Below are 19,215 nucleotides of genomic sequence, written 5' to 3'. Positions count from 1 at the left end.
TGAAATTTCGAGATCTAGCGCAGAAAACACTGAATTTTTACAGAACTCAAAAAAAATTCATCACTGTTGCATATGTAAGTTATTCCCTACGCGCTTTAATGTGGATGAATTTAATTGATTTGGCGTATCTGCCATTGCTTGATCGTCACCATGCGCTAAATATGAAAGCGTGATAATGGCATCACTTTCCCATGTAATTTGGGTAAATTTAACGCGGTCACCGACAAAAATACTGTCTAAAAGGACAACTCGGCTCGGCACGGGGTCAAACTTAAACAAGCCAACATAGTTAAACGAACCGCTACCTTGTGTCGTTACAATCATCGGTGCAGCAATCCATGAAACACTCTCAATCTCACGCTGACTAATAAACGCAGTTGGAACGAGTACCTGACCTTTTGTCGCACCTGCGTCATAATCACCTATCAAATAGCCGTTTTCTTTATCCCACTCATCAAGAAAAGTGACCGCTCCCTGCTCTGGTACTTGAACCGTCCATGGGTTGCGTGAAGTAATTCCCAGCGTCTCTTGCACAATAACATTGGTTTCTACTTCTGTTTGAGGGAACTTAGCCATGATCTCTTCATCAGACAAACTAAAGCGATAAACACCCGCGATCACAACCACGACCAATAATACGATCGGAATAAGAAGAATAAGTGGTATCGGCAGGATTCTTTTGTGAGCCATGAAGACTTCCTTGTTTAAAGGCATAAATGAAAAAGCGAGTATAGCATTGTATACCCAAATGATTTCATCCCTTCAAGTGTTTCAAAATTAAACTAAACTGACTGTATCCAAATGATTTTCAAGCCCAGAGTTCATAACTGGCCACTGACACTGCTCTCAGTGTTCCAAATTCATTGGTGTATTGGGAAGAATAGGTAATCACGATGACAACAACCATTCATACATGCGAATGCGCTTGCGGTTTAGTTGAGCTCCGTTGTAAGGGAGAACCCATCCGTACGTCTGTCTGCCATTGTTTTGAATGCCAAAAGCGGACAGGCAGTGTGTTTGGGGTACAGGCTCGCTTTGATAAAGAGCACGTAACCTTAAACGGTGAAGTCACCTGCTATACCCGAATGGGGGATGATGGCAGCGAGGTTCAGTATGAGTTTTGCCCTTCTTGCGGCACGACAATGCGCTTATTGGTCTCTACATTTCCTGAAATCATGATCATTCCCGTCGGTCTTTTTACTGATAAAGAGTTCCACCAACCAACGGTTTCCATCTATGAGCAGAGGAAACATGGATGGGTGAGTTTCGAATGTACAATGGAACACATCAGGTAGGGGAAATCCCCCTCTATGTCGTTATCATGGTCAAAGCAAAAGCTCTATAAATGAGATTTTTTTGAGAATGATCAACCGAGTTTTACTGTAAGGGGTTTCGTAACGCGGTGTGAGCGTTATAATCGGCTCCTAACATTTGGTGGGGTTTTATTGTGATTTCCAGACTTCCTCGTTGGGTGGAATATGGCGCGTTTCTACTTGCCCTTCTCGCGGGCTGCGTCAATGCCGTTGGTCTTCTCGGCTTTCAACATCAAGCGATAACACATCTTTCGGGAACCGTAACTCAGCTAGGGAACAGCTTGCTAACAGGTGTGGATAGCTCCATTCACCTGCTCTTCATCGTATTTAGCTTTTTGATCGGTGCTGCCTTTAGCGGCTTTTTTATTGAGAGCAGTGCGTTAAAACTAGGGCGAAGATATGGTGTTGCACTGTGCATAGAAGGGAGCTTGCTCCTACTCAGTTTGGGCTTTTTGGTGCAAGGGGATTTGTACGGCCAATATCTAGCGTCAGCAGCATGTGGATTACAAAACGCAATGATCACTACATTCAGCGGCGCAGTAGTCAGAACCACACATATGACTGGGATCATCACCGATCTGGGGATTATGATTGGAGAAAGCTTAAGAGGTCGTCAATTTGATCGACGTAAAGCAAAGCTATTCCTATTCATTTTCTTCGGATTCTTGCTTGGCGGGGTCGCAGGAGCCGCACTATTCGTGGTGTATGGATTATATACGCTCGTTTTCCCTGCAATATTGGCTTTCGCTACGGCTCTGATCTACTGGAGTTACCTTTACGTGCTTAGTCGCCAACAAAAAGCATAAAATCTCGAACCGATTGAGGCCGAATGCTTCAATCGGTTGTAGCTCAACTTTCTCACCGCTGCACATCATAATAAACGTTTTATCGTGTTGTAACGCAGCTAAAAAACCTTATAAGAGCTAGGGCTAACAGGGCTTCCGGCAAAAAGTTAGTTAGATCAAAGTCACATTTGTTTACCGTTTTATTATTCCAGTCACAATGCGCCCCATAATTCTCTGCGCTGCCCTCGCTCCGTGCTACAATTTTCTAACACAAGCAACATATTCATATACACTTATACGTTATTTGACCAATTACCCGACAAATCGGCTGAATAACTAGATGTATTTAATGAATAGTATTGCAATGGATGCAGTTTGCGGGTACCCTCCGCAAAACTGTGATTAAATACGGATGTTTAGTGAATATTTATGTCATGGAAATGGCAAGTATTGACTAGTAGTAACACGAGACAACTATGCATAACACCACTAATGCTACTGAAGCTCCTAAGGGCAACTTTTGGATGTTTTTCATCCCTTCCCTAATCGGTCTTCTACTCTTTATGGCTCCGATCTCATACGATGGCGGCCTAACTATCCCTGTTGCGGTTATGGCAAAAGTCATCCCGGCAGTATTAGGCGATACCTTGATCGCTATCGTCACCAGTATCATCGCTTTCATGGCAGTCGCTTCTGTTCTTTGCAAAATTTTCAAGCCTGCAGCGATTTTACGTAATGGATTTTTAAACGGTCTTTTCAATCCATCGCCACTATGGCTTGTTGTTCGCTTAATCGGCGGTGCAGCCGTATTAATGACATTCTTCCAAGTGGGTCCAAAAGCGATTTGGGAAGAAAACACAGGTGGCCTTGTTCTTACCGGTCTTCTACCAACTTTGTTTGCGGTGTTCATTTTTGCGGGCCTACTCCTTCCGCTTCTTCTGAACTTTGGTCTTCTTGAGCTGTTTGGCGCATTACTGAGTAAAATAATGCGCCCGGTATTCAACCTGCCTGGCCGTAGTGCAATTGACTGTATGGCGTCTTGGTTAGGCGACGGCAGTGTTGGTATCTTGCTAACCAGCAAACAGTACGAAAATAAATTCTATACTCAGCGTGAAGCCGCTGTTGTCGGGACAACGTTCTCAGCAGTATCGATCACGTTTAGCTTAGTGGTTATCGCTCAGGTACAGTTAGAGCATCTGTTCCTACCTTTCTACGGCGCAATCTGTTTAGCAGGTATTGTCGCTGCGGTTATCATTCCTCGCTTACCGCCGCTAAGCCTGAAGAAAGATCGCTACATTGATGGCAGCAACCCAGATAAAGATGCTGACGCCGTACCAGAAGGCCACACCACATTCTCATGGGGTATGGATCTAGCACTTAAGCGCGCGGGTCAGGTAACATCTGTTCAGTCTGTATTTAAAGAAGGCGTACATAACGCAATCGACATGGTGTTTGGCGTACTACCTGTGGTTATGGGTCTGGGTACCGTAGCATTAGTGATTGCAGAGTACACTCCTGTATTTGAAATTCTAGGTCAGCCATTCATTCCATACCTAGAGCTACTGCAAATTCCAGAAGCTGTCGCCGCATCACAGACTATTGTTGTTGGCTTTGCGGATATGTTTATCCCGGCAATTTTAGCGGCATCAATTGATAATGAAATGACACGTTTTGTTATTGCAGCAATGTCAGTAACTCAGCTTATCTACATGTCAGAAGTTGGCGCCCTACTACTAGGCAGCAAAATTCCAGTAAACATTGTAGAACTGTTCGTTATTTTCATTCTGCGTACGCTAATCACATTACCTGTGATTGCTGGTGTTGCTCATCTGATTTTCTAAAATCAAAGCATCAATCAACAAAGGCTCCGCATTGTCGGGGCCTTTTTTATGTCTAAAACTCTATCTACAGCTCTATTCAGATCACTTAATTAGCAAACGCTCATAACGTACAACGAACAGCTCCAATCACGCCCCCTTTTACGACAGTTAAGTCGCTCTCATCTCACCAATAACGCCAACCTGAAACACTATGCTTTACGCAATTCTTTTCATTATGACGCTTTCATTAACAGAGCGCACAAATCTGATCAAACTCACGGTTTTTGTCGTAACTTACCGTTTTGTTTAAATTTGGTTAAAAAAGACAACAAATAGACTCATGTTTTTGACAAAGATGTCGATTAAAAAGATAACCAAACACAATAGGTTTCTCTTGATGCCGAATTCGCCCGTTCAAAAAGAGGTGAAAGCATAGTGAAGCCAACCGGGAGAATCAGAGGAAAGCTCATGAAATTTAGACATAAGGTTGTCACAGCCTCGTCATTTTTGCTGCTAATTACCGTGTCACTACTGTCGACGCAACAAGTTATGACGATCCGCTCCCAAACGCAGGAGCACATTGACTCGAGTGTGAACGAGATATTGACCAGTGTTGGCAATACCGTGCAATCAGAAATGAATGCTAAAAAGGATCTCGCTCGTTCTATTACTGAAGTTATCGAACTTAATCCAAGTTCACACAACTACGTTCAGAACATTCTTGAGCGACCAACACCAAAAGCCAGCTTTCTTGCGATTGGCTTTGGTTATGAAAGCAATGGCTTCGTGATTGAAAATGACGACGGCTGGGAAGCAGGACCAGACTACGATCCGCGTCAACGTCCTTGGTTCATCGCAGCTAAAAACAAAGGCGATTTGGTCGTAACAGACCCATACGTCGATGCGTCTTCAAAAAACGTTATCATCTCTGTTGGTACACCTGTAAAAGAAAACGGCCAGTTCTTAGCTGGTATGTTTTATGACCTCGAGCTCACTACCCTTTCTGACCTCGTCAACCAAGTTAATCTGTTTGACGCTGGTTACTTATTTTTGGTCACCGCTGATGGGACAACCATTGCCCACCCTCAAAGTAAGTACAACGGTGAAAAAGTTGGTAGCTACCTGCCACAGGTTGATCTTACACAATCAACGCAACACATTGAGATCGATGGCGATCGTTATATGATTAACTTGACTCACATCCCTGGCGAGAACTGGTACGTGGGTTCAGTTATTGATGAAGCTATCGCCTACTCTGCCGTAGGAGAGCTTCGCAACAGCGCTATTATTTATTCAATCATTGCCGTGATTGCTTCTGTTATTGCACTGACTCTACTCATTCGCACGCTCATGCGTCCGCTGGACACTTTAAACAACGCGATTAAAGGTGTTGCGTCTGGGAAAGGCGATCTTACACAGCGCCTTGAAACTGATACTGACCAAGAATTCTCAGAGCTTGCTACAAACTTCAATACGTTCATGGAAAACTTGCAACAGCAAATTATCGAGTCGAAGAGTATTTCTGATCAAATTTTGAATGGCACTCAAATCACCGCTGAGGGTGCAAAAGATTCGGCAGGTGCTATTCAAACTCAGCTACAAGAGCTAGAACAATTAGCCACCGCGATGCACGAGATGTCTGTTACCGCGACTGAAGTTGCCAATAATGCGCAAGGCGCAGCGAGTGCAGCCAAAGAAGCTGATCAAGCAACGGTTGAGGGCTCTTCTGTGGTCGGTGAATCGACACAAACGATCAATATGCTTTCCGATAGCATTGACCTTGCTGTCGAAGAAGTGCAAGTGCTTGAATCTGCAACCGCCAACATCGAAACGATTCTAAAAGTCATCAACGATATTGCGGACCAAACGAACTTACTCGCGTTGAATGCCGCAATTGAGGCTGCACGTGCGGGAGAATCTGGCCGAGGCTTCGCCGTCGTTGCTGATGAAGTTCGTACACTGGCGCAACGAACCCAAGAATCAACAACAGAAATTCGTACTATGATTGAGCAGCTGCAATCTGGCGCATCATCTGTGGCAAATGCTATGCATCAAAGCAAGGGTAGCGCTGTAGAAGCCGTAGAAAAAGCAGACTTGGCAAACAACGCGTTACAACGTATTCGTGATGCAATTCAGCGTATTTCTGATATGAACTTACAAATCGCCTCAGCGGCGGAAGAGCAAAGCTTAGTTGCGGAAGAGATCAACAACAATACGGTGAATATTAAAGACCTATCGACTCAAGTCGCCGAATCTGCGAATCGAACTAACGATGCTATGCAGGCACAGCAAGAAGATGTGCATAAACAAGATCAAATATTAAACCGATTTACAGTCTAGTCTTCACCTAAAAAAACAGCGAGCCAATGCTCGCTGTTTTTGTTTTTAGACCTCTATCGCAGTGGTATCTAGACTTAGAACGCCTAGTTTTTAGTGTTGTTGCCACTCGGCTCAAAACTGTTATCACGCTTGCTATGCTGCCTTTCCCACTCTAATTGAATTCAACATGGATATAGCGGTCATTGGAGCGACGATAATAACGATCATCCACTTTTAAATAGGTGAAATCTCCAATCTTTATGTAGGTACTATTACGAGGAATTCGGTCGTGGTAGTAGTAACTGCGTCTTGGTCGTCGAGACTCCACATAAATAACGTCACGATGTTTATACTTATGCTTATGTTTATGCTTGTGCTTGCGTTTATGATGATGGTGATGCTCATGATGGTGATCATATAGATGACCATGCCTATGTTTCGGGTCAGCCATCACTTCTGTACTGAACACACCTAAAGACAATATAACGCCAACCATGGCAAAAGATAATTGCTTTGACACAACAGAGCCTCTTATTAATATCAATAGCAACATAATAGGTAGATAACTAACTGCACATGTCAGCCTTTCGCCAAGGAATTTTACAACAAGGTCAAAGCTTATCGTGATTATCAGAGAAAGGTTAAGCATCACTGATATTGATAACTTTTTAAGTCCTCTGTGTTCGGGTTATAAACACAAAAAAGCCGCCCGTTATACAACGAGCGGCTCAGTTTTTAAATCAGCTAGCGTGATTTTATACTGCTTGGGCAAACAGCAAGAAACAGCCGAACAGGAAGATCATGCTCATTCCCATTACGCCGCCACCAGCTTCATAAATATTGTCATCTTCTACTGGCACTCGACGCACTTTCATTGTCATTGATAATGGGACAAAGACCGCGAGAAACACAAGAATAATCCCCGCGTAGCTAAGAATAGCCAAGAAGTGTTCTGGCGCAAATACAGCACCTAGTAGTGGTAGCACAAACGTAGTAACAAAAATCACCGGCTTGCTTGCTTTCAGTAGGTCTGCATTTTGATCATATAGCGCCATTGCCACACCTAAGAACGACGTTAGCAGTGCTAACCCAGTGAACATGGATAGGATAAACTCCAAACCTTCGTATTGCTGACCTAATACCGAGATCAACTCCGTTACGTTGGAGTATTGAACAAGCTCATGAGGTGGTAGGTTACCGACAACTGCTAATAACCATAATAAGTAACAAACAAGCGGAATAGTTGAACCCACGATAATCATATTACGCAGTTGAGTTTTGCTCGCTTCTTTGTTGTAAGTTACAAGCGATGGGATCACGACCATAAAACCGAAACTGGTGAAAAGCACCGAGCTTGTCTTAATTAGCGCCATCTTATCGTCACTCACGACTTCATCAAGTCCCTCAAACGAGACGCTTGGTGCAAGCGCAAAAAGTGTCAGGATCAACGCCACGATCATGCCTAGGAACAAACCGCGATTAAGCTTATCTACAACCCCTGTGCCTGCCGAAACAATGATACCGACTAAAAGAGTAAAACCGACTTGGCTTGCGATCGTAGATGTTGGCAGCCCAATTGAGGCTGTTACTTTTTGTACGAGATCACCCGCACCAATGATATAAGCCATCAATAGACAAACTAACAGGGCGTAAAGCAAGCTGTTGGTTACCAACTGGCCACCTTTACCTAGCGTTTCGCGAGCAATTGCATTCATGCTCACTCCGCCGCCTACTTTGCAACTGGCCTCAAGAAGGAGCAGCGCAGCGTAAGTCGTCCCAGCCCAGATGAACAACATAAGAAGAGTGCCCCAAAGGAGGCCAAATTGAGCAAGCACCATAGGTATGGCAAGCATACCAGCGCCAAGAGCAGTACCTGCAACGATCAGGGAACTGCCGACAAGTTTTAGGTTCACGGTTAATACCTCTAAATTCAATCCGTTTATTTCTCGCCAGTTGTGCTACATCCAAAGCACACCCAACAAAACGCTCTACTCAACCAAAATTTGGTTACAAGAACCCTATATGGCTAAGAAAACATGCAGCAAAAGGTGGTTAATTCAATTGCACATGAACACTTGAGAGTCGTTTTGGGCGATGTCATCGTTGATGAAATGCGCACAACTTTGGGTTCGAAGCAAAATTGTTCATCTTAATTCATCAACCCCATTCGTTGTGAATGGATTTGGTTCGAAAAGATTGTAAGGCATAAGCAGGACGATTGAAAAGCAAAAGGTCAATCTTATAGCGATATATTTTAACAACTCTCCTCATTCACCTAAGATGTGTTGTTATTTTCATCACTAATCAGTCTTTTATCGCCTAATGAGAGTAAGAACGTGCTCAACCGCTCAATTTTGGATGGGTGTACAAATTAATTTACAGCTCAAGTAAAGGTGTTAGATTCCAGGGGCGTAGCCTAGATCGGACAATATCGCTATTATTCGCTGCGTACCGACACTGTTCGGTTCACATACCTCTAAACACTGATTTACGGTTCGAAACTATAGGTAAATGAGTGTCCGAATGCTGGGTGTGGTTCCCCAGCATTTGCATCCTTTCTTTTTGGTGTTATCCAAACTGTCTAAATCTAAGCTAGCTTGCCCATTCTATTAATACGCTTTATCTAACGCTCCGATGATATAAGTTAATGCTGAAACGCCCATATCCGCGACCTGCTTCTCAGTCACACTCATATTTTCATACGCAATCTGCAACTCTACCTCACCTATCGATTCTTTATGAAGATAAAGCTCTTTGTAGTTCATCAACCTCTGTTGAGACTGTCGAGTCAGAGCGACAACATTTTCTTTAGTGACACGATGCTGCTCATTAAGCTCGCTAAATAATTGATCTAAAATGCGTTGCATTTTGCGAATTGAGGATTTTGTCTCGATTGATTTGTATGATTGATACTTTTCCATTGAGTTTATAACTGACTAAAATATGTACATTTTTATTAGATAGCTATTCTTATACTGATTGCAAAACAGGTAAATATGAGATGGTTAAACTGGTCCACTTCTTGCTTTATTTAGGTCAAAACTGTCCTTTCAGGAGAGCACATGCAGGTCGATCCTATTATTGAAGCACTGATTGCGAGAAGAAAAGCGAGTGGCCTCTCCCGTGAACAAATGGCAAACATCGCAGGGATGAGCGTGAAAACGTATCAACGGATAGAGCGTGGAGAATCCGACCTGAAACTTTCCCAATATCGCTCCATACTGCGCTCTCTGCATTTGACCGATCTCGACATCGCATTGGATATAAGAGACGTTCAACACGTAACAGCGGATGATCTAATTGCCGTTGCACGCTTGCTGTCTCCTGAAGCTCAGTCCCTACTTGTTCGCCTGTTATCGCTCGTTATTGAACAGCGGAACACAAAAAGCGGCTCATAACCTTATGACTGATTAAGAGCAATAAAATTCCCGCTCGTCCTATAATATTCTCGAATTATGGCCTTCGTTCCCTTTTTCATTGATTCTTCTTTTCACGCTTTAAATCACAGTCGCGTTGTTTGTTCTACGCCTCCCCAAAACGAATAAAACCCGCAGCTTGGCGGGTTTTAGGGCTGTATAAGAAAATACTTCATTTAATGTGTTTGGGATTTTACTTAGTAAAAATCCTTAAACTCTGGAATCCTCGCCTTACCTCTCAGCAATAAGAAGTTCAAGAATCGGCTCGTCGACGTAGTGAGTATCTTCTCTTCTTCCACACCGTGTTTTTCCAGCAAAGCAATCGCCAAATCTAACTTAGAGATCTCTTCACAGAAGTGCGCATCAGATCCGGTACTGAAGTAAACGCCAATCTCTTTGCCCAGCTCGACAATGCGATCACAACGGGAATCACTGCCCTTACGGCTTTTGCCTGTCAAAGATGTATTGTTAACTTCAACCGCAACATTGTGCTCTTTCGCGCAGCGCAGCACCTGTTCCATATCGAATGGGTAATTTGGGTTACCTAAGTGACCAAGAACATCCACTCTGCCGCTTTTAATCGCATTTATTAGAGCGGCAGTATGCTCAGCTTCGGTTGCGGGCTTGAATACGGGTTCATGGAAACTCGCAATCACCCAGTCAAGATGTTGGTCAGAAGACGATGGTAAGTCTATCTCCCCTTTCACATTCAGCGTGTTGGCTTCGACACCACGGAGAATACCTACATCGTGTAAAAAGCGGGGCAAAATTCTTTGATTATTGAAATGCCAGTAGTGAGGGGCTCCTGGCATTTCGGGAGCATGATCGGTGGTACAAAGAAGTTTTAGCCCCTTATTCTTGGCGGACAATGCGTTCTCTAAAATGGTGCTGTAAGCATGTCCACTGGCAATAGTATGGGTGTGGCTATCAACGACGATATCCATGGTGACCTCCTAAGTTGTGGACGAATTATCGAATTTCGAACGAACCGTTTTGATTCAGAAACAGCGTGAGATCCGCTGGAATCGAGTGATTTAAAACCTTATCTACATTTACGGCATCTGAGTTCAAATAAAACTCCAATGCAGCTTCTGGCTCTGTACCACCACGAATCTTACGATTGACTAAACGCTCTTGTAGAAACTCAGGCTGTGTATCTACGAAGACGGTGAAATCGGCCAAGCGATGCAGTTCTTTCCATACTGGTTCATCTAACAGCAGCCAGTTGCCCTCGACGACGACAATATTGCGTTTAACCTGAATGGCATCATCCACAGGATCATGTAAGTTGCGATCGTAGTAAGGCCATTTGCTGTCTTTCACTTTAAGCTGTTTCAGCTTGTCGATAAGCTCCGTCAGATTAAATGTTTGATAGGATCCCTTAATACTGCGCAGAGGCACGAGCTCGCCATCTCGTTCAATCGTATTGTTGTCGAGGATCTCATTTGGATAGTGGAAACCATCAAAAGGCAGAACCTGAAGTGGCTCTTGGTTTTCATCTTGTTCAGAGAGGTATTCCCAGAACGCAGCAAGGGTTGACTTGCCACTACCCGGAGGGGCACACAAGAACACCACAATGCGCTCCTGCTTCTCATGATATAGGCGGGTAAATTTTTCGATAAGAGGTTGATGGATTCGCTTTACGTCGGCATCAGGAAAGGTAGCTTCGGTTTCAAAACCACTGACGTTTAAATTCACTTTCATGGTGAACCCTTATTGATTGATCTCCCCTTCGATTCTTTCTATCAACATTTCACATGACAGCTTCAACACTGTTTTGATGAGAGATTCGTATCTCATTTGCGAAAAGGACTCAAACGAAGAGAACTTAAGCTGATTGATCGATTCAAGATAAAAGCTGTCTTGCTGAGAAGAGAGTACCGCTTGGTTTTTGATGAAATCATAAATCACGTCATCCGCGAATTCGACTTTCTCCGGTTGGCTAACCACGTACTCCAAGACCTGATCGTACAATCCGATATCGGCGTAAGTTTCCAAAGAGATTTTGCCCATCGCAAACATCAGCTTCGATACCACATCGGTCGTCACCAACGGACCATCTTCTTTCAATAAAGGATCCACAGCATACTCCTTCACCAGATCGTCTTGGACGAACACGCTCGGAAGTAATGCTTTTAACTTGAGGTTAATTATTTTGTTAGAAACCTGAAGAAACGCAGTCGCATTTTCGCACTCGTCCAGTTTCTCCAGTAATTCGTCTTCACGTGACAACGTATTATGACCTCTCCATTATGTGGCAGCGCAAAGGCTACCACACAAATTCGTTGCAACTAAACCGTTAAGCTCACGTCATAAAACTCAAGTAACGCTTTTTCTGCATGTGCGTTCCACACATAGTTATTAGCGTTCAAAATTGCGTCTAATTCGGCGAAGAACGGGTCTTGGTCTACCAACGATAAGAAATCATCAATCGCGGTCAATGGCAGGTCAATATGCGGGTAAATCAACTTCTTACCGCCCGGAATATCCAACTGATTCAAAATCGTATGGGGTGCAGCTTGTAAGCCACCAACATGCGTGATCATGAACGATGGATTGATCTTACCTTGTGAGGAAAGCTCTATAGATTCCACCATGTCACCCTTTGAACCACCGGACGTCCCTACAATATGGGTTGATTCGTAATGCACGTTGTAAAAGTTAAACGGCACTTTGAAGTTCTTATCCGTTGGGCCAGCAAAGAAATTCAAGCAACCATCATTGCCAAGTAGCTCATCCGCTTGCTCAAGCACTTGAGCAACCGCCGCGTAGACCATTACATCGTCATAACCATTGCCACCGTTGAGTGCTTTGAGATACGTGACCGGGTCGTCGATTTGAGCCGTGTTCACGTAGTGCAGTTCTACGCCCTGCTCTTTGGCTTTTGCAACGGGAATGAGGCTTTCAGCTCGGTCTAAACGCGCGGCGTCGATGTCCGTCACCACGATCAGTTTTGGCTTTACAGGGCCGTTGATCGCATAGTCAATCGCACCAATGCCCATTGGGCCAGCACACGCAAGTAGCGCTAATGCTCCGCCCTCTTTGATGCCCATATCGTGCTCGTACACGTATTGCGTGGTGTGGTAGCTCGCATGGTACGCACCGATAATGCAAGACATTGGCTCAGCCAGCGACGCATCAGCAAAGTAATCGCCGTGGTAAGGCAGCACGCAGCCTAGGTCGATAGCGATTTTAGGAATAATGGAATACGTCGCGTTGCCGCCAAATGTCTCATAGCTGTAGCCCGCCGAGTAGCCTGTTGGCAAGCCCATGGCAGGTTGCAGAACAAAGTAATCGCCAGCTTTGAATCGGTCTTTTAGATTCTCACCGACTTCAACAATCACACCTGCGTATTCATGACCTGTCATCACTGGCACTTCGTCAATGTTTTCAGGAACGCGTTTGTGTTTGCTACCTAACAATGCTGCTTTGTAAGTGGATAGACAAATGCTGTTTGAAATGTTTTTAACCAGAAGTTCATCGGCTGAAATGCTTGGCAAATCAAAAGTTCTTAGTTGAACGTTTTTCTCACCACAGATAACCGCTGCCGTTGTTTGTACCATGATTTATCTCCTAAATGGGGCGATACCTGCCGCCCCAAACTGCATTGTTAGGCTGGTTGCTCAGTCGCGACCGCTTGTTGCTTAATCTTGTCCATCAGCTCGTCAAGCGCTGGGTCGTTGAGGAAGTTCTTGATCGTTACGACTGGTAAACCTGTCGCGTTGACTGCGCGGCTTTCTAAGCTCTCGTGCGTCACGACGATGTCGGCTTCACTCGGGACTTTCTCGATGGCAAAGTTCTTCACTTCAATCTCTATCCCAGCTTGTACTAGCTTGCGTTTGAAGGTCGAAGCGCCCATTGCACTAGAGCCCATACCTGCATCACAAGCGAATGCGACGAATGAAATTGGTTTGCTTAGTTCTTGCGTCGTAGCAGCTGCAACTGGCTTAACTGCGCCTTCCGCTTTCATCTCTTTCATGTCAGAAACTGACTTCTCAAACTCGCTTTCTTTTTCTTCTGATTTGCTCACCTTCAGAATCGCACTTGCTACCAAGAAAGAGACAATCGTTGCACTTGTCACACCTGCGATGGTCGCGATGAAGCTACCTTTCGGAGTAAGAGCAAGGTAAGAGAAGATAGAGCCTGGACTTGGGCCCGCGACCAAACCGGCATCAAATAGGTTGAAGGTTGCGATGCCTGTCGCCGCACCAGCAATCATTGCCACAATCATGATTGGTTTCATGAGTACATATGGGAAGTACAGCTCATGAATGCCACCAAAGAAGTGAATGATGATGGCGCTTGGCGCAGAGCGTTTAGACAAACCCTGACCAAACTTCGCGTAGGCCAGCAGCATACCAAGACCAGGGCCTGGGTTAGACGCCACCATAAAGAAGATGGACTTGCCCGTTTCTGCGGCCGCTTGCAGACCTAGTGGGTAATAAATACCTTGGTCGATAGCATTGTTTAGGAACAGCACTTTCGCAGGCTCGTTAATGATCGCTAACAGAGGCAGGAAACCCGTCGCAACCAACGCTTCGATGCCTGATTTCACAAACAAGTTTGCTGCGGTGACTGAAGGGCCAACAATCTCGTAAGCGAACAAACACAACAACATACCGACGATACCCAACGAGAAGTTGTTGACCACCATCTCAAAACCAGAAGGGATGCGGTGTTGAATACGTTTATCCACTTGCACTACAACCCAAGCACTCAGTGGGCCCATGATCATTGCGCCAACAAACATCGGTATGTCAGCCCCGACAATCACGCCCATCGTACCGATAGCCCCCGCTACCGCGCCGCGTTTTTCACCAACAATCTGACCACCAGTGTAACCAATTAAAAGTGGCAGCAAGTAAGTGATCATTGGCCCCACGAGTTCGCCAAAGGCTTCGTTTGGCATCCAGCCCGTAGGAATAAAGAGTGCAGTAATAAAGCCCCAAGCGATAAAGGCTCCGATATTTGGCAGCACCATGGCGGTCAAATGACCTCCGAAGGCTTGCACATTGGCTCGCATGTTTGCTTTCACGTTATGTTCCTTTTAGTATGCTTTTATTATGTCTAGCACTTGTTCTTTGGAAGAGGCTTGTGCCAGTTTTGCAATGTTCTCTTCATCCACAAACATCTCGCTCAACGCTTGAATCACCTCAATGTGGGTATCAGAGTCTTTCGCAGCTAAGGTAATAAGAATATTGGCCGGACCGAGATCCGATCCAAAATCAACAGGTGATGGGAAAATATGAATGCCTAAGCCTGTTTTTAAAACACCAGTTTCAGGTCGGGCATGAGGCATTGCCAATCCAGGGCATAACACATAGTAAGGACCGTTTTCTTCCGTTGAACGGATGATTGCATCAGCATAATGCTGGGAGACGTAACCTTTATTTTCTAGGTATTGCGTTGTCTTTTTAACCGCATCTTGCCATTGGTAAGCGCGATCATTAATTACATCTACTAGTTCGTGGTCGATTAACTCGTACAACATATTTAACCCTATCAACAGTTCGTCATCTGATGGGTTAATTATCAATAACAGAGTCCCAACCGCGCAACCGAGCTACTTTTGCGCTTCGAGTCACACTTTAAAGCCTGTCAATTTGTTTAAATGGACAGAGCTCAAAAATCCCACACGTAAAAAATCTACAAATTTTATTTGAGCAACAAGTCAATAGACGAATTTTGAATACAATCACCTTCTCGAAAATATTCTTAAAGTTACATTATTTAAATTAGATCACATTAGACCTATTGACTCGATATAATTCGTGATTAATTTCAAAGTTCATTTCGGGCCGTTTCTTGATCACTCGCGCTCAAACGTAGATAAGCATCACACTTGTTGGCTAGAAAAAATAAAAACGTCACTGGCTTTCACCAAATTGCAGACACAAAAAAACCGCCATTCAGGCGGTTTTGATCAGTCCGCAGACCAAACGGATCGTATGTCTGGCCATCCCCAGTTTGTGAGTGCGACATCTTCCAAGACCCCTTGAAAACGTAGCGTCTGAGTATGGTGAAACATAGGTGCAATCCAATATTCGCTAATCAATGTGGACGCAATCGGCTCTAACGCGCTCAGGTAATCTTCAAGCGGTGAGAATGCGCGGACATTTTCCATTTGAGCATCCAACCACGCCGCATTTTGCGCCCCTAAGGTGTGGTAAAGCACAGTATTGCTAAAGAAGTTGCTAAACGCAGACGCATGACGGTTATCGTCCAAGTTAATATTGGTGACAACCAGAGTCTCATCAAGCGTACCGTTTTTGGCTTTCTCGCTCAGTTCACGGTAGGAGTACATAACGATCTCGACTCGGCTGCCCGCATGTTTTAGACGCGAAGAAATCGCTCGTGCACACCGGCGTAGTGCCGTGTAATTGTACCCTGCGATGGTGATCAGCTTTGGCAACTTGACCGCTTCTCCAAAGGGGCGCAACACCGGTTTCCAGTTAGGCAATAAGTTATAAGCAGGTATGCTCCCAAATATAATGTTTTCATTACGCATCACTTCAGCTAGCTGTTCAGGTTGAATCAATTCACTGATGTATCGGCGCTGGGCCTGAGACAAAGCGTGCTTTGCATGATGGTTAAACAGTGCGAACAAACAACCGTCTTCCGTTCGACTGCGTTTACTCGCTGGTGATACTTCACTGTTTGGCGTCGACATATAGTGGCTGCACATGTCATCAGCAGAATCAGGTTCTGGTTGCAATGTGTTTGCGGCAAGCGATGGATTTTCCATCTGTTCATCGTTGACGATCCATATCGTCACAAAATCCGTTAATACTCGACACGCGTAATAGCCATCAAACGCTTGCAGTTTCAAACGGTTTTCACTGTGCTCAACGACGGAAAATGGACCACTCCCCACCACCAACTTGTTGTTAGCAACGTTCACCTGACTCACGGGCTGAATGCCATATTTCACGCCAGAAATAAGTCCAGCAAAACCCAAGTCAGGTCGGTTAAGCTTAAAAACAACCTTCAATGGATTAAGTGCCGTAATGTTGGCAACATGCGCCAGCTCTTTTTCGTAGTATTCCAAAGAGCTTAATTTGGCGAACAAACTCACCACCGTGTCGGCATCGATTGGGTTGCCATTATGAAAAGTCAGACCCGGACGAAGATAAAATGTCCATTCGTACAAGCTGTCATCATAACGCCAATGATGAGCCAGCTCTGGCTGCACCTGCCCGTTGTAATCGCTCGAAACCAAACAACAATAAATTTGGCGAAGCAAAAAACGTTCACTACTTCGCTGCAGTTGATGCGGAACCACACGCTCGAACATGCGTTTGTAGGTCAGCTGAATATTGAGCCGCCCCTCTTTTACCGATGCGCCCGACGTTGTTTTGAGGAGTCGCCCAAATGCAGCTTCATCTTCATCCAGAATCGACAGCGCTTTCTCGTACTTACCAAGCTTGATTCGCTCTAGTGCAAGGCTTTCTTTTAGCGCGCTGAGTTCAACATTTAACAACAATGTTGAACGTTGGTTCCGTCCCGGTTTTGGTCGCCAACTTAACCACGCTATCTCTTGCATCTGCGCTAGCAAACTGCGCGCATGACGAGGCGAAGTAAACAACAAATCGGCGATTTTTTGCAGCGTAGTTTTTGCTTCATTACCAACACCAAAAGAGAGCAAGCGTTGGTAATAACGAAATAAGTTGAGATCAGACACCGCACGTACCTTAACTCTAGGAGGTCATTGAATAGGCGTATTTTACTGAACTTAGCGGCAATAAAATAAGAAAACTTCCAAACACTTTGTTCCCCTTTTACTAGCATTTCGTCCCTATATTGTAGGAAAAACCCACCTATTTGGTCTTATCAGGAATAAAGCGAAGAAATCTAATCTCTTTTTTACCTCCCCTTTTTTCACCATACTGATTTAGCGAGCAGGAAATATAGAGAATTGCTCATGACCTAACCCCCAAGCAGAACTTAGCTCCTGATACCACACCCCCAATTCGTCGTATCTTTAAGTTCTGCTTTTTTACTGCCAACAGTTGCGCCTTAGAAAAAGCACACGTACACTTAATCGCAATTCGACGATTAACTATAAAGGTTTGCTCATGAGCAACAAATGCAGCGAAACGTGCCAAATTGCTTTTGAAGCCACGCAAAAACAACTCGATAAAGAGCAAGCACTCGCCGCTCAAGCGAAAGCGCTGTCTCATCCTGCTCGCTTACGCATTCTGCATATTCTTCACACTTTAGACACTATGGGCGGCTGCTTAAATAGCGATTTAGTCTCTGAGTTAGGTTTAGCGCAATCGACCGTATCAGAACACTTACGTATTCTAAAACAGGCCGGGTTTATCAGTGCAGAACCTAACCCGCCAAAGGTTTGTTACCGCATTCAACGTGAAAAACTGAACGCGTTTAACGCTCAATTTTCCGGTTTATTTAGCTAAGACACATTGCGCACTTTCCATGCGCGCAAAGATAAACTATAACCTTATATATCGCCTTTCGACGATAAACGAATAGAGATCACTATGACGACTGAAGTTTTAAATAGTGCCAGCGAAAAAATGAGCTTTCTTGACCGCTACTTAACGGTTTGGATCTTTGTCGCAATGGCCATCGGCGTGGGGATAGGCGCAGCCTACCCACAAGTAGCAGAATGGAACGAAGCAATGTCCGTTGGTAGTACGAACGTACCACTCGCCATTGGTTTGATTTTGATGATGTACCCACCACTCGCCAAGGTGAACTACGGTCTATTAGGAACGGTAACGAGAGATAAAAAAGCCATCACGCTGTCTCTGGTTATGAACTGGATCATCGGCCCAATCCTGATGTTCGTTCTTGCTTTAACCTTTCTTGGTGATCATCCAGGTTACATGGTCGGTATTATTTTGATTGGCCTTGCACGCTGCATCGCTATGGTTTTAGTGTGGAATGATATTGGCGGCGGCAACAAAGAATATGGCGCGGCCTTGGTGGCATTAAATAGCGCATTTCAAATTCTGACTTACAGCGTTATGGCTTGGCTATTCATCACCGTACTTCCACCGTTCTTTGGCTATGAAGGTTTTGTGGTTGATATTTCCATGGGAGACATTGCGGAAAGCGTATTGATTTACTTAGGCATTCCGTTCCTCGCTGGTTTTCTCAGTCGTAAATGGTTAGTCGCTGCAAAGGGTGAGAAGTGGTACAACGATGTGTTTATTCCTCGAATTTCACCCATTACTTTGATCGCTTTGCTCGCCACCATCGTGCTGATGTTCAGCCTCAAAGGAGAGATGATTTTACAGCTACCAATGGATGTGTTCCGCGTGGCAGTCCCACTAGCGATCTACTTCGTATTGATGTTTTTTACCAGCTTCTTTATCGGGAAGAGAATGGGCATCCCCTACGATAAAAATGCCTCCATCGCTTTTACGGCGACGGGCAACAACTTCGAGCTGGCGATCGCGGTTTCCATTGCTGTATTTGGCCTGAACTCCGATCAAGCATTCGCTGGCGTGATTGGTCCGCTAATCGAGGTTCCTGTTCTGATTGCTTTGGTTAACGTCGCACTGAGGATGAAAACCAAATACCAGAGCTAAAATTG

The 19,215-nt window shown here is 44.7% G+C and carries 18 protein-coding genes; 7 read left to right on the top strand and 11 right to left on the bottom strand.

What is annotated here, in order from left to right; translation table 11 throughout:
* Window positions 1-60 precede the first annotated feature (60 nt).
* Window positions 61-690 (bottom strand): hypothetical protein, encoded by a 630-nt coding sequence (locus tag J8Z23_RS23650; RefSeq protein WP_434635499.1) that lies wholly within the window; start codon window positions 688-690, stop codon window positions 61-63.
* 203 nt (window positions 691-893) lie between these two features.
* Here J8Z23_RS23650 and J8Z23_RS23645 point away from each other — a divergent pair, with 203 nt between their 5' ends.
* The 4 genes from J8Z23_RS23645 (at window position 894) to J8Z23_RS23630 (ending at window position 6,258) form a co-directional block, all read left to right on the top strand.
* Window positions 894-1,295, top strand: a complete 402-nt coding sequence (locus tag J8Z23_RS23645) for a GFA family protein (RefSeq protein WP_012842460.1) — start codon at window positions 894-896, stop codon at window positions 1,293-1,295.
* 152 nt (window positions 1,296-1,447) lie between these two features.
* The gene (locus tag J8Z23_RS23640; RefSeq protein WP_005391213.1) at window positions 1,448-2,119 is read left to right on the top strand and encodes a YoaK family protein; all 672 of its coding nucleotides are present in this window, start codon (window positions 1,448-1,450) and stop codon (window positions 2,117-2,119) included.
* Window positions 2,120-2,574: 455 nt separating this feature from the next.
* Complete coding sequence (locus J8Z23_RS23635) at window positions 2,575-3,939, top strand: YjiH family protein (protein ID WP_041853121.1); 1,365 nt, start codon at window positions 2,575-2,577, stop codon at window positions 3,937-3,939.
* A gap of 447 nt (window positions 3,940-4,386) precedes the next feature.
* Window positions 4,387-6,258 carry a methyl-accepting chemotaxis protein gene (locus J8Z23_RS23630; protein ID WP_048625268.1) on the top strand — a complete coding sequence of 624 codons (1,872 nt, stop codon included), beginning with the start codon at window positions 4,387-4,389 and terminating at the stop codon, window positions 6,256-6,258.
* 151 nt (window positions 6,259-6,409) lie between these two features.
* Here the strand turns inward: J8Z23_RS23630 and J8Z23_RS23625 are convergent, their stop codons facing one another.
* The 3 genes from J8Z23_RS23625 to J8Z23_RS23615 form a co-directional block, all read right to left on the bottom strand.
* Complete coding sequence (locus tag J8Z23_RS23625; protein ID WP_301575203.1) at window positions 6,410-6,757, bottom strand: hypothetical protein; 348 nt, start codon at window positions 6,755-6,757, stop codon at window positions 6,410-6,412.
* A gap of 235 nt (window positions 6,758-6,992) precedes the next feature.
* Window positions 6,993-8,150 carry an amino acid permease gene (locus tag J8Z23_RS23620; RefSeq protein ID WP_005391218.1) on the bottom strand — a complete coding sequence of 386 codons (1,158 nt, stop codon included), beginning with the start codon at window positions 8,148-8,150 and terminating at the stop codon, window positions 6,993-6,995.
* 696 nt (window positions 8,151-8,846) lie between these two features.
* Window positions 8,847-9,158 (bottom strand): hypothetical protein, encoded by a 312-nt coding sequence (locus J8Z23_RS23615; protein WP_006742087.1) that lies wholly within the window; start codon window positions 9,156-9,158, stop codon window positions 8,847-8,849.
* Between the two features lie 141 nt (window positions 9,159-9,299).
* On the opposite strand from J8Z23_RS23615, the gene J8Z23_RS23610 reads away from it, so the two are divergent.
* Window positions 9,300-9,635 (top strand): helix-turn-helix domain-containing protein, encoded by a 336-nt coding sequence (locus J8Z23_RS23610; RefSeq protein WP_104972794.1) that lies wholly within the window; start codon window positions 9,300-9,302, stop codon window positions 9,633-9,635.
* 215 nt (window positions 9,636-9,850) lie between these two features.
* On the opposite strand, the gene J8Z23_RS23605 is transcribed toward J8Z23_RS23610, so the two are convergent.
* The 7 genes from J8Z23_RS23605 to J8Z23_RS23575 form a co-directional block, all read right to left on the bottom strand.
* On the bottom strand, window positions 9,851-10,597 hold the full coding sequence (locus J8Z23_RS23605; RefSeq protein WP_243327619.1) for a phosphatase: 747 nt from the start codon (window positions 10,595-10,597) through the stop codon (window positions 9,851-9,853).
* 25 nt (window positions 10,598-10,622) lie between these two features.
* Entirely contained in the window at window positions 10,623-11,357 is a 735-nt protein-coding gene (locus J8Z23_RS23600; RefSeq protein WP_243327618.1) for a nucleoside/nucleotide kinase family protein, read from the bottom strand.
* A gap of 9 nt (window positions 11,358-11,366) precedes the next feature.
* Window positions 11,367-11,885: an MltR family transcriptional regulator gene (locus J8Z23_RS23595; RefSeq protein ID WP_005435522.1), complete on the bottom strand. Its 519-nt coding sequence runs from the start codon at window positions 11,883-11,885 to the stop codon at window positions 11,367-11,369.
* Window positions 11,886-11,944: 59 nt separating this feature from the next.
* Window positions 11,945-13,216, bottom strand: a complete 1,272-nt coding sequence (locus J8Z23_RS23590) for a zinc-binding dehydrogenase (protein WP_005391224.1) — start codon at window positions 13,214-13,216, stop codon at window positions 11,945-11,947.
* 47 nt (window positions 13,217-13,263) lie between these two features.
* Window positions 13,264-14,688, bottom strand: coding sequence for a PTS mannitol transporter subunit IICB (locus tag J8Z23_RS23585; protein WP_081442488.1), 1,425 nt, complete (start codon window positions 14,686-14,688; stop codon window positions 13,264-13,266).
* A 12-nt stretch (window positions 14,689-14,700) separates the two neighbouring features.
* Window positions 14,701-15,144 (bottom strand): PTS sugar transporter subunit IIA, encoded by a 444-nt coding sequence (locus J8Z23_RS23580; RefSeq protein WP_005391226.1) that lies wholly within the window; start codon window positions 15,142-15,144, stop codon window positions 14,701-14,703.
* 432 nt (window positions 15,145-15,576) lie between these two features.
* Window positions 15,577-17,334 carry an SgrR family transcriptional regulator gene (locus J8Z23_RS23575; RefSeq protein ID WP_434635495.1) on the bottom strand — a complete coding sequence of 586 codons (1,758 nt, stop codon included), beginning with the start codon at window positions 17,332-17,334 and terminating at the stop codon, window positions 15,577-15,579.
* Window positions 17,335-17,728: 394 nt separating this feature from the next.
* Here J8Z23_RS23575 and J8Z23_RS23570 point away from each other — a divergent pair, with 394 nt between their 5' ends.
* Both J8Z23_RS23570 and arsB read left to right on the top strand, forming a co-directional pair.
* On the top strand, window positions 17,729-18,070 hold the full coding sequence (locus J8Z23_RS23570; protein ID WP_006742094.1) for an ArsR/SmtB family transcription factor: 342 nt from the start codon (window positions 17,729-17,731) through the stop codon (window positions 18,068-18,070).
* 84 nt (window positions 18,071-18,154) lie between these two features.
* A complete protein-coding gene (gene arsB / locus J8Z23_RS23565) occupies window positions 18,155-19,210 on the top strand; it encodes an ACR3 family arsenite efflux transporter (RefSeq protein WP_005391233.1) in 1,056 nt (351 codons plus the stop codon).
* The last annotated feature ends 5 nt before the right edge of the window (window positions 19,211-19,215 follow it).

This window comes from Vibrio sp. SCSIO 43086, assembly GCF_051132235.1.
In the GTDB taxonomy this organism is placed as follows: Bacteria; Pseudomonadota; Gammaproteobacteria; order Enterobacterales; family Vibrionaceae; genus Vibrio; species Vibrio diabolicus.
This window is presented reverse-complemented; position numbering and strand designations above follow the sequence as displayed.

Coding starts and splice junctions, on each gene's coding strand:
- J8Z23_RS23600 (WP_243327618.1), bottom strand. CDS start 11,357: ATGAAAGTGAATTTAAACGTCAGTGGTTTTGAAACCGAAGCTACCTTT.
- arsB (WP_005391233.1), top strand. CDS start 18,155: ATGACGACTGAAGTTTTAAATAGTGCCAGCGAAAAAATGAGCTTTCTT.
- J8Z23_RS23590 (WP_005391224.1), bottom strand. CDS start 13,216: ATGGTACAAACAACGGCAGCGGTTATCTGTGGTGAGAAAAACGTTCAA.
- J8Z23_RS23635 (WP_041853121.1), top strand. CDS start 2,575: ATGCATAACACCACTAATGCTACTGAAGCTCCTAAGGGCAACTTTTGG.
- J8Z23_RS23650 (WP_434635499.1), bottom strand. CDS start 690: ATGGCTCACAAAAGAATCCTGCCGATACCACTTATTCTTCTTATTCCG.
- J8Z23_RS23630 (WP_048625268.1), top strand. CDS start 4,387: ATGAAATTTAGACATAAGGTTGTCACAGCCTCGTCATTTTTGCTGCTA.
- J8Z23_RS23610 (WP_104972794.1), top strand. CDS start 9,300: ATGCAGGTCGATCCTATTATTGAAGCACTGATTGCGAGAAGAAAAGCG.
- J8Z23_RS23570 (WP_006742094.1), top strand. CDS start 17,729: ATGAGCAACAAATGCAGCGAAACGTGCCAAATTGCTTTTGAAGCCACG.
- J8Z23_RS23645 (WP_012842460.1), top strand. CDS start 894: ATGACAACAACCATTCATACATGCGAATGCGCTTGCGGTTTAGTTGAG.
- J8Z23_RS23580 (WP_005391226.1), bottom strand. CDS start 15,144: ATGTTGTACGAGTTAATCGACCACGAACTAGTAGATGTAATTAATGAT.
- J8Z23_RS23605 (WP_243327619.1), bottom strand. CDS start 10,597: ATGGATATCGTCGTTGATAGCCACACCCATACTATTGCCAGTGGACAT.
- J8Z23_RS23615 (WP_006742087.1), bottom strand. CDS start 9,158: ATGGAAAAGTATCAATCATACAAATCAATCGAGACAAAATCCTCAATT.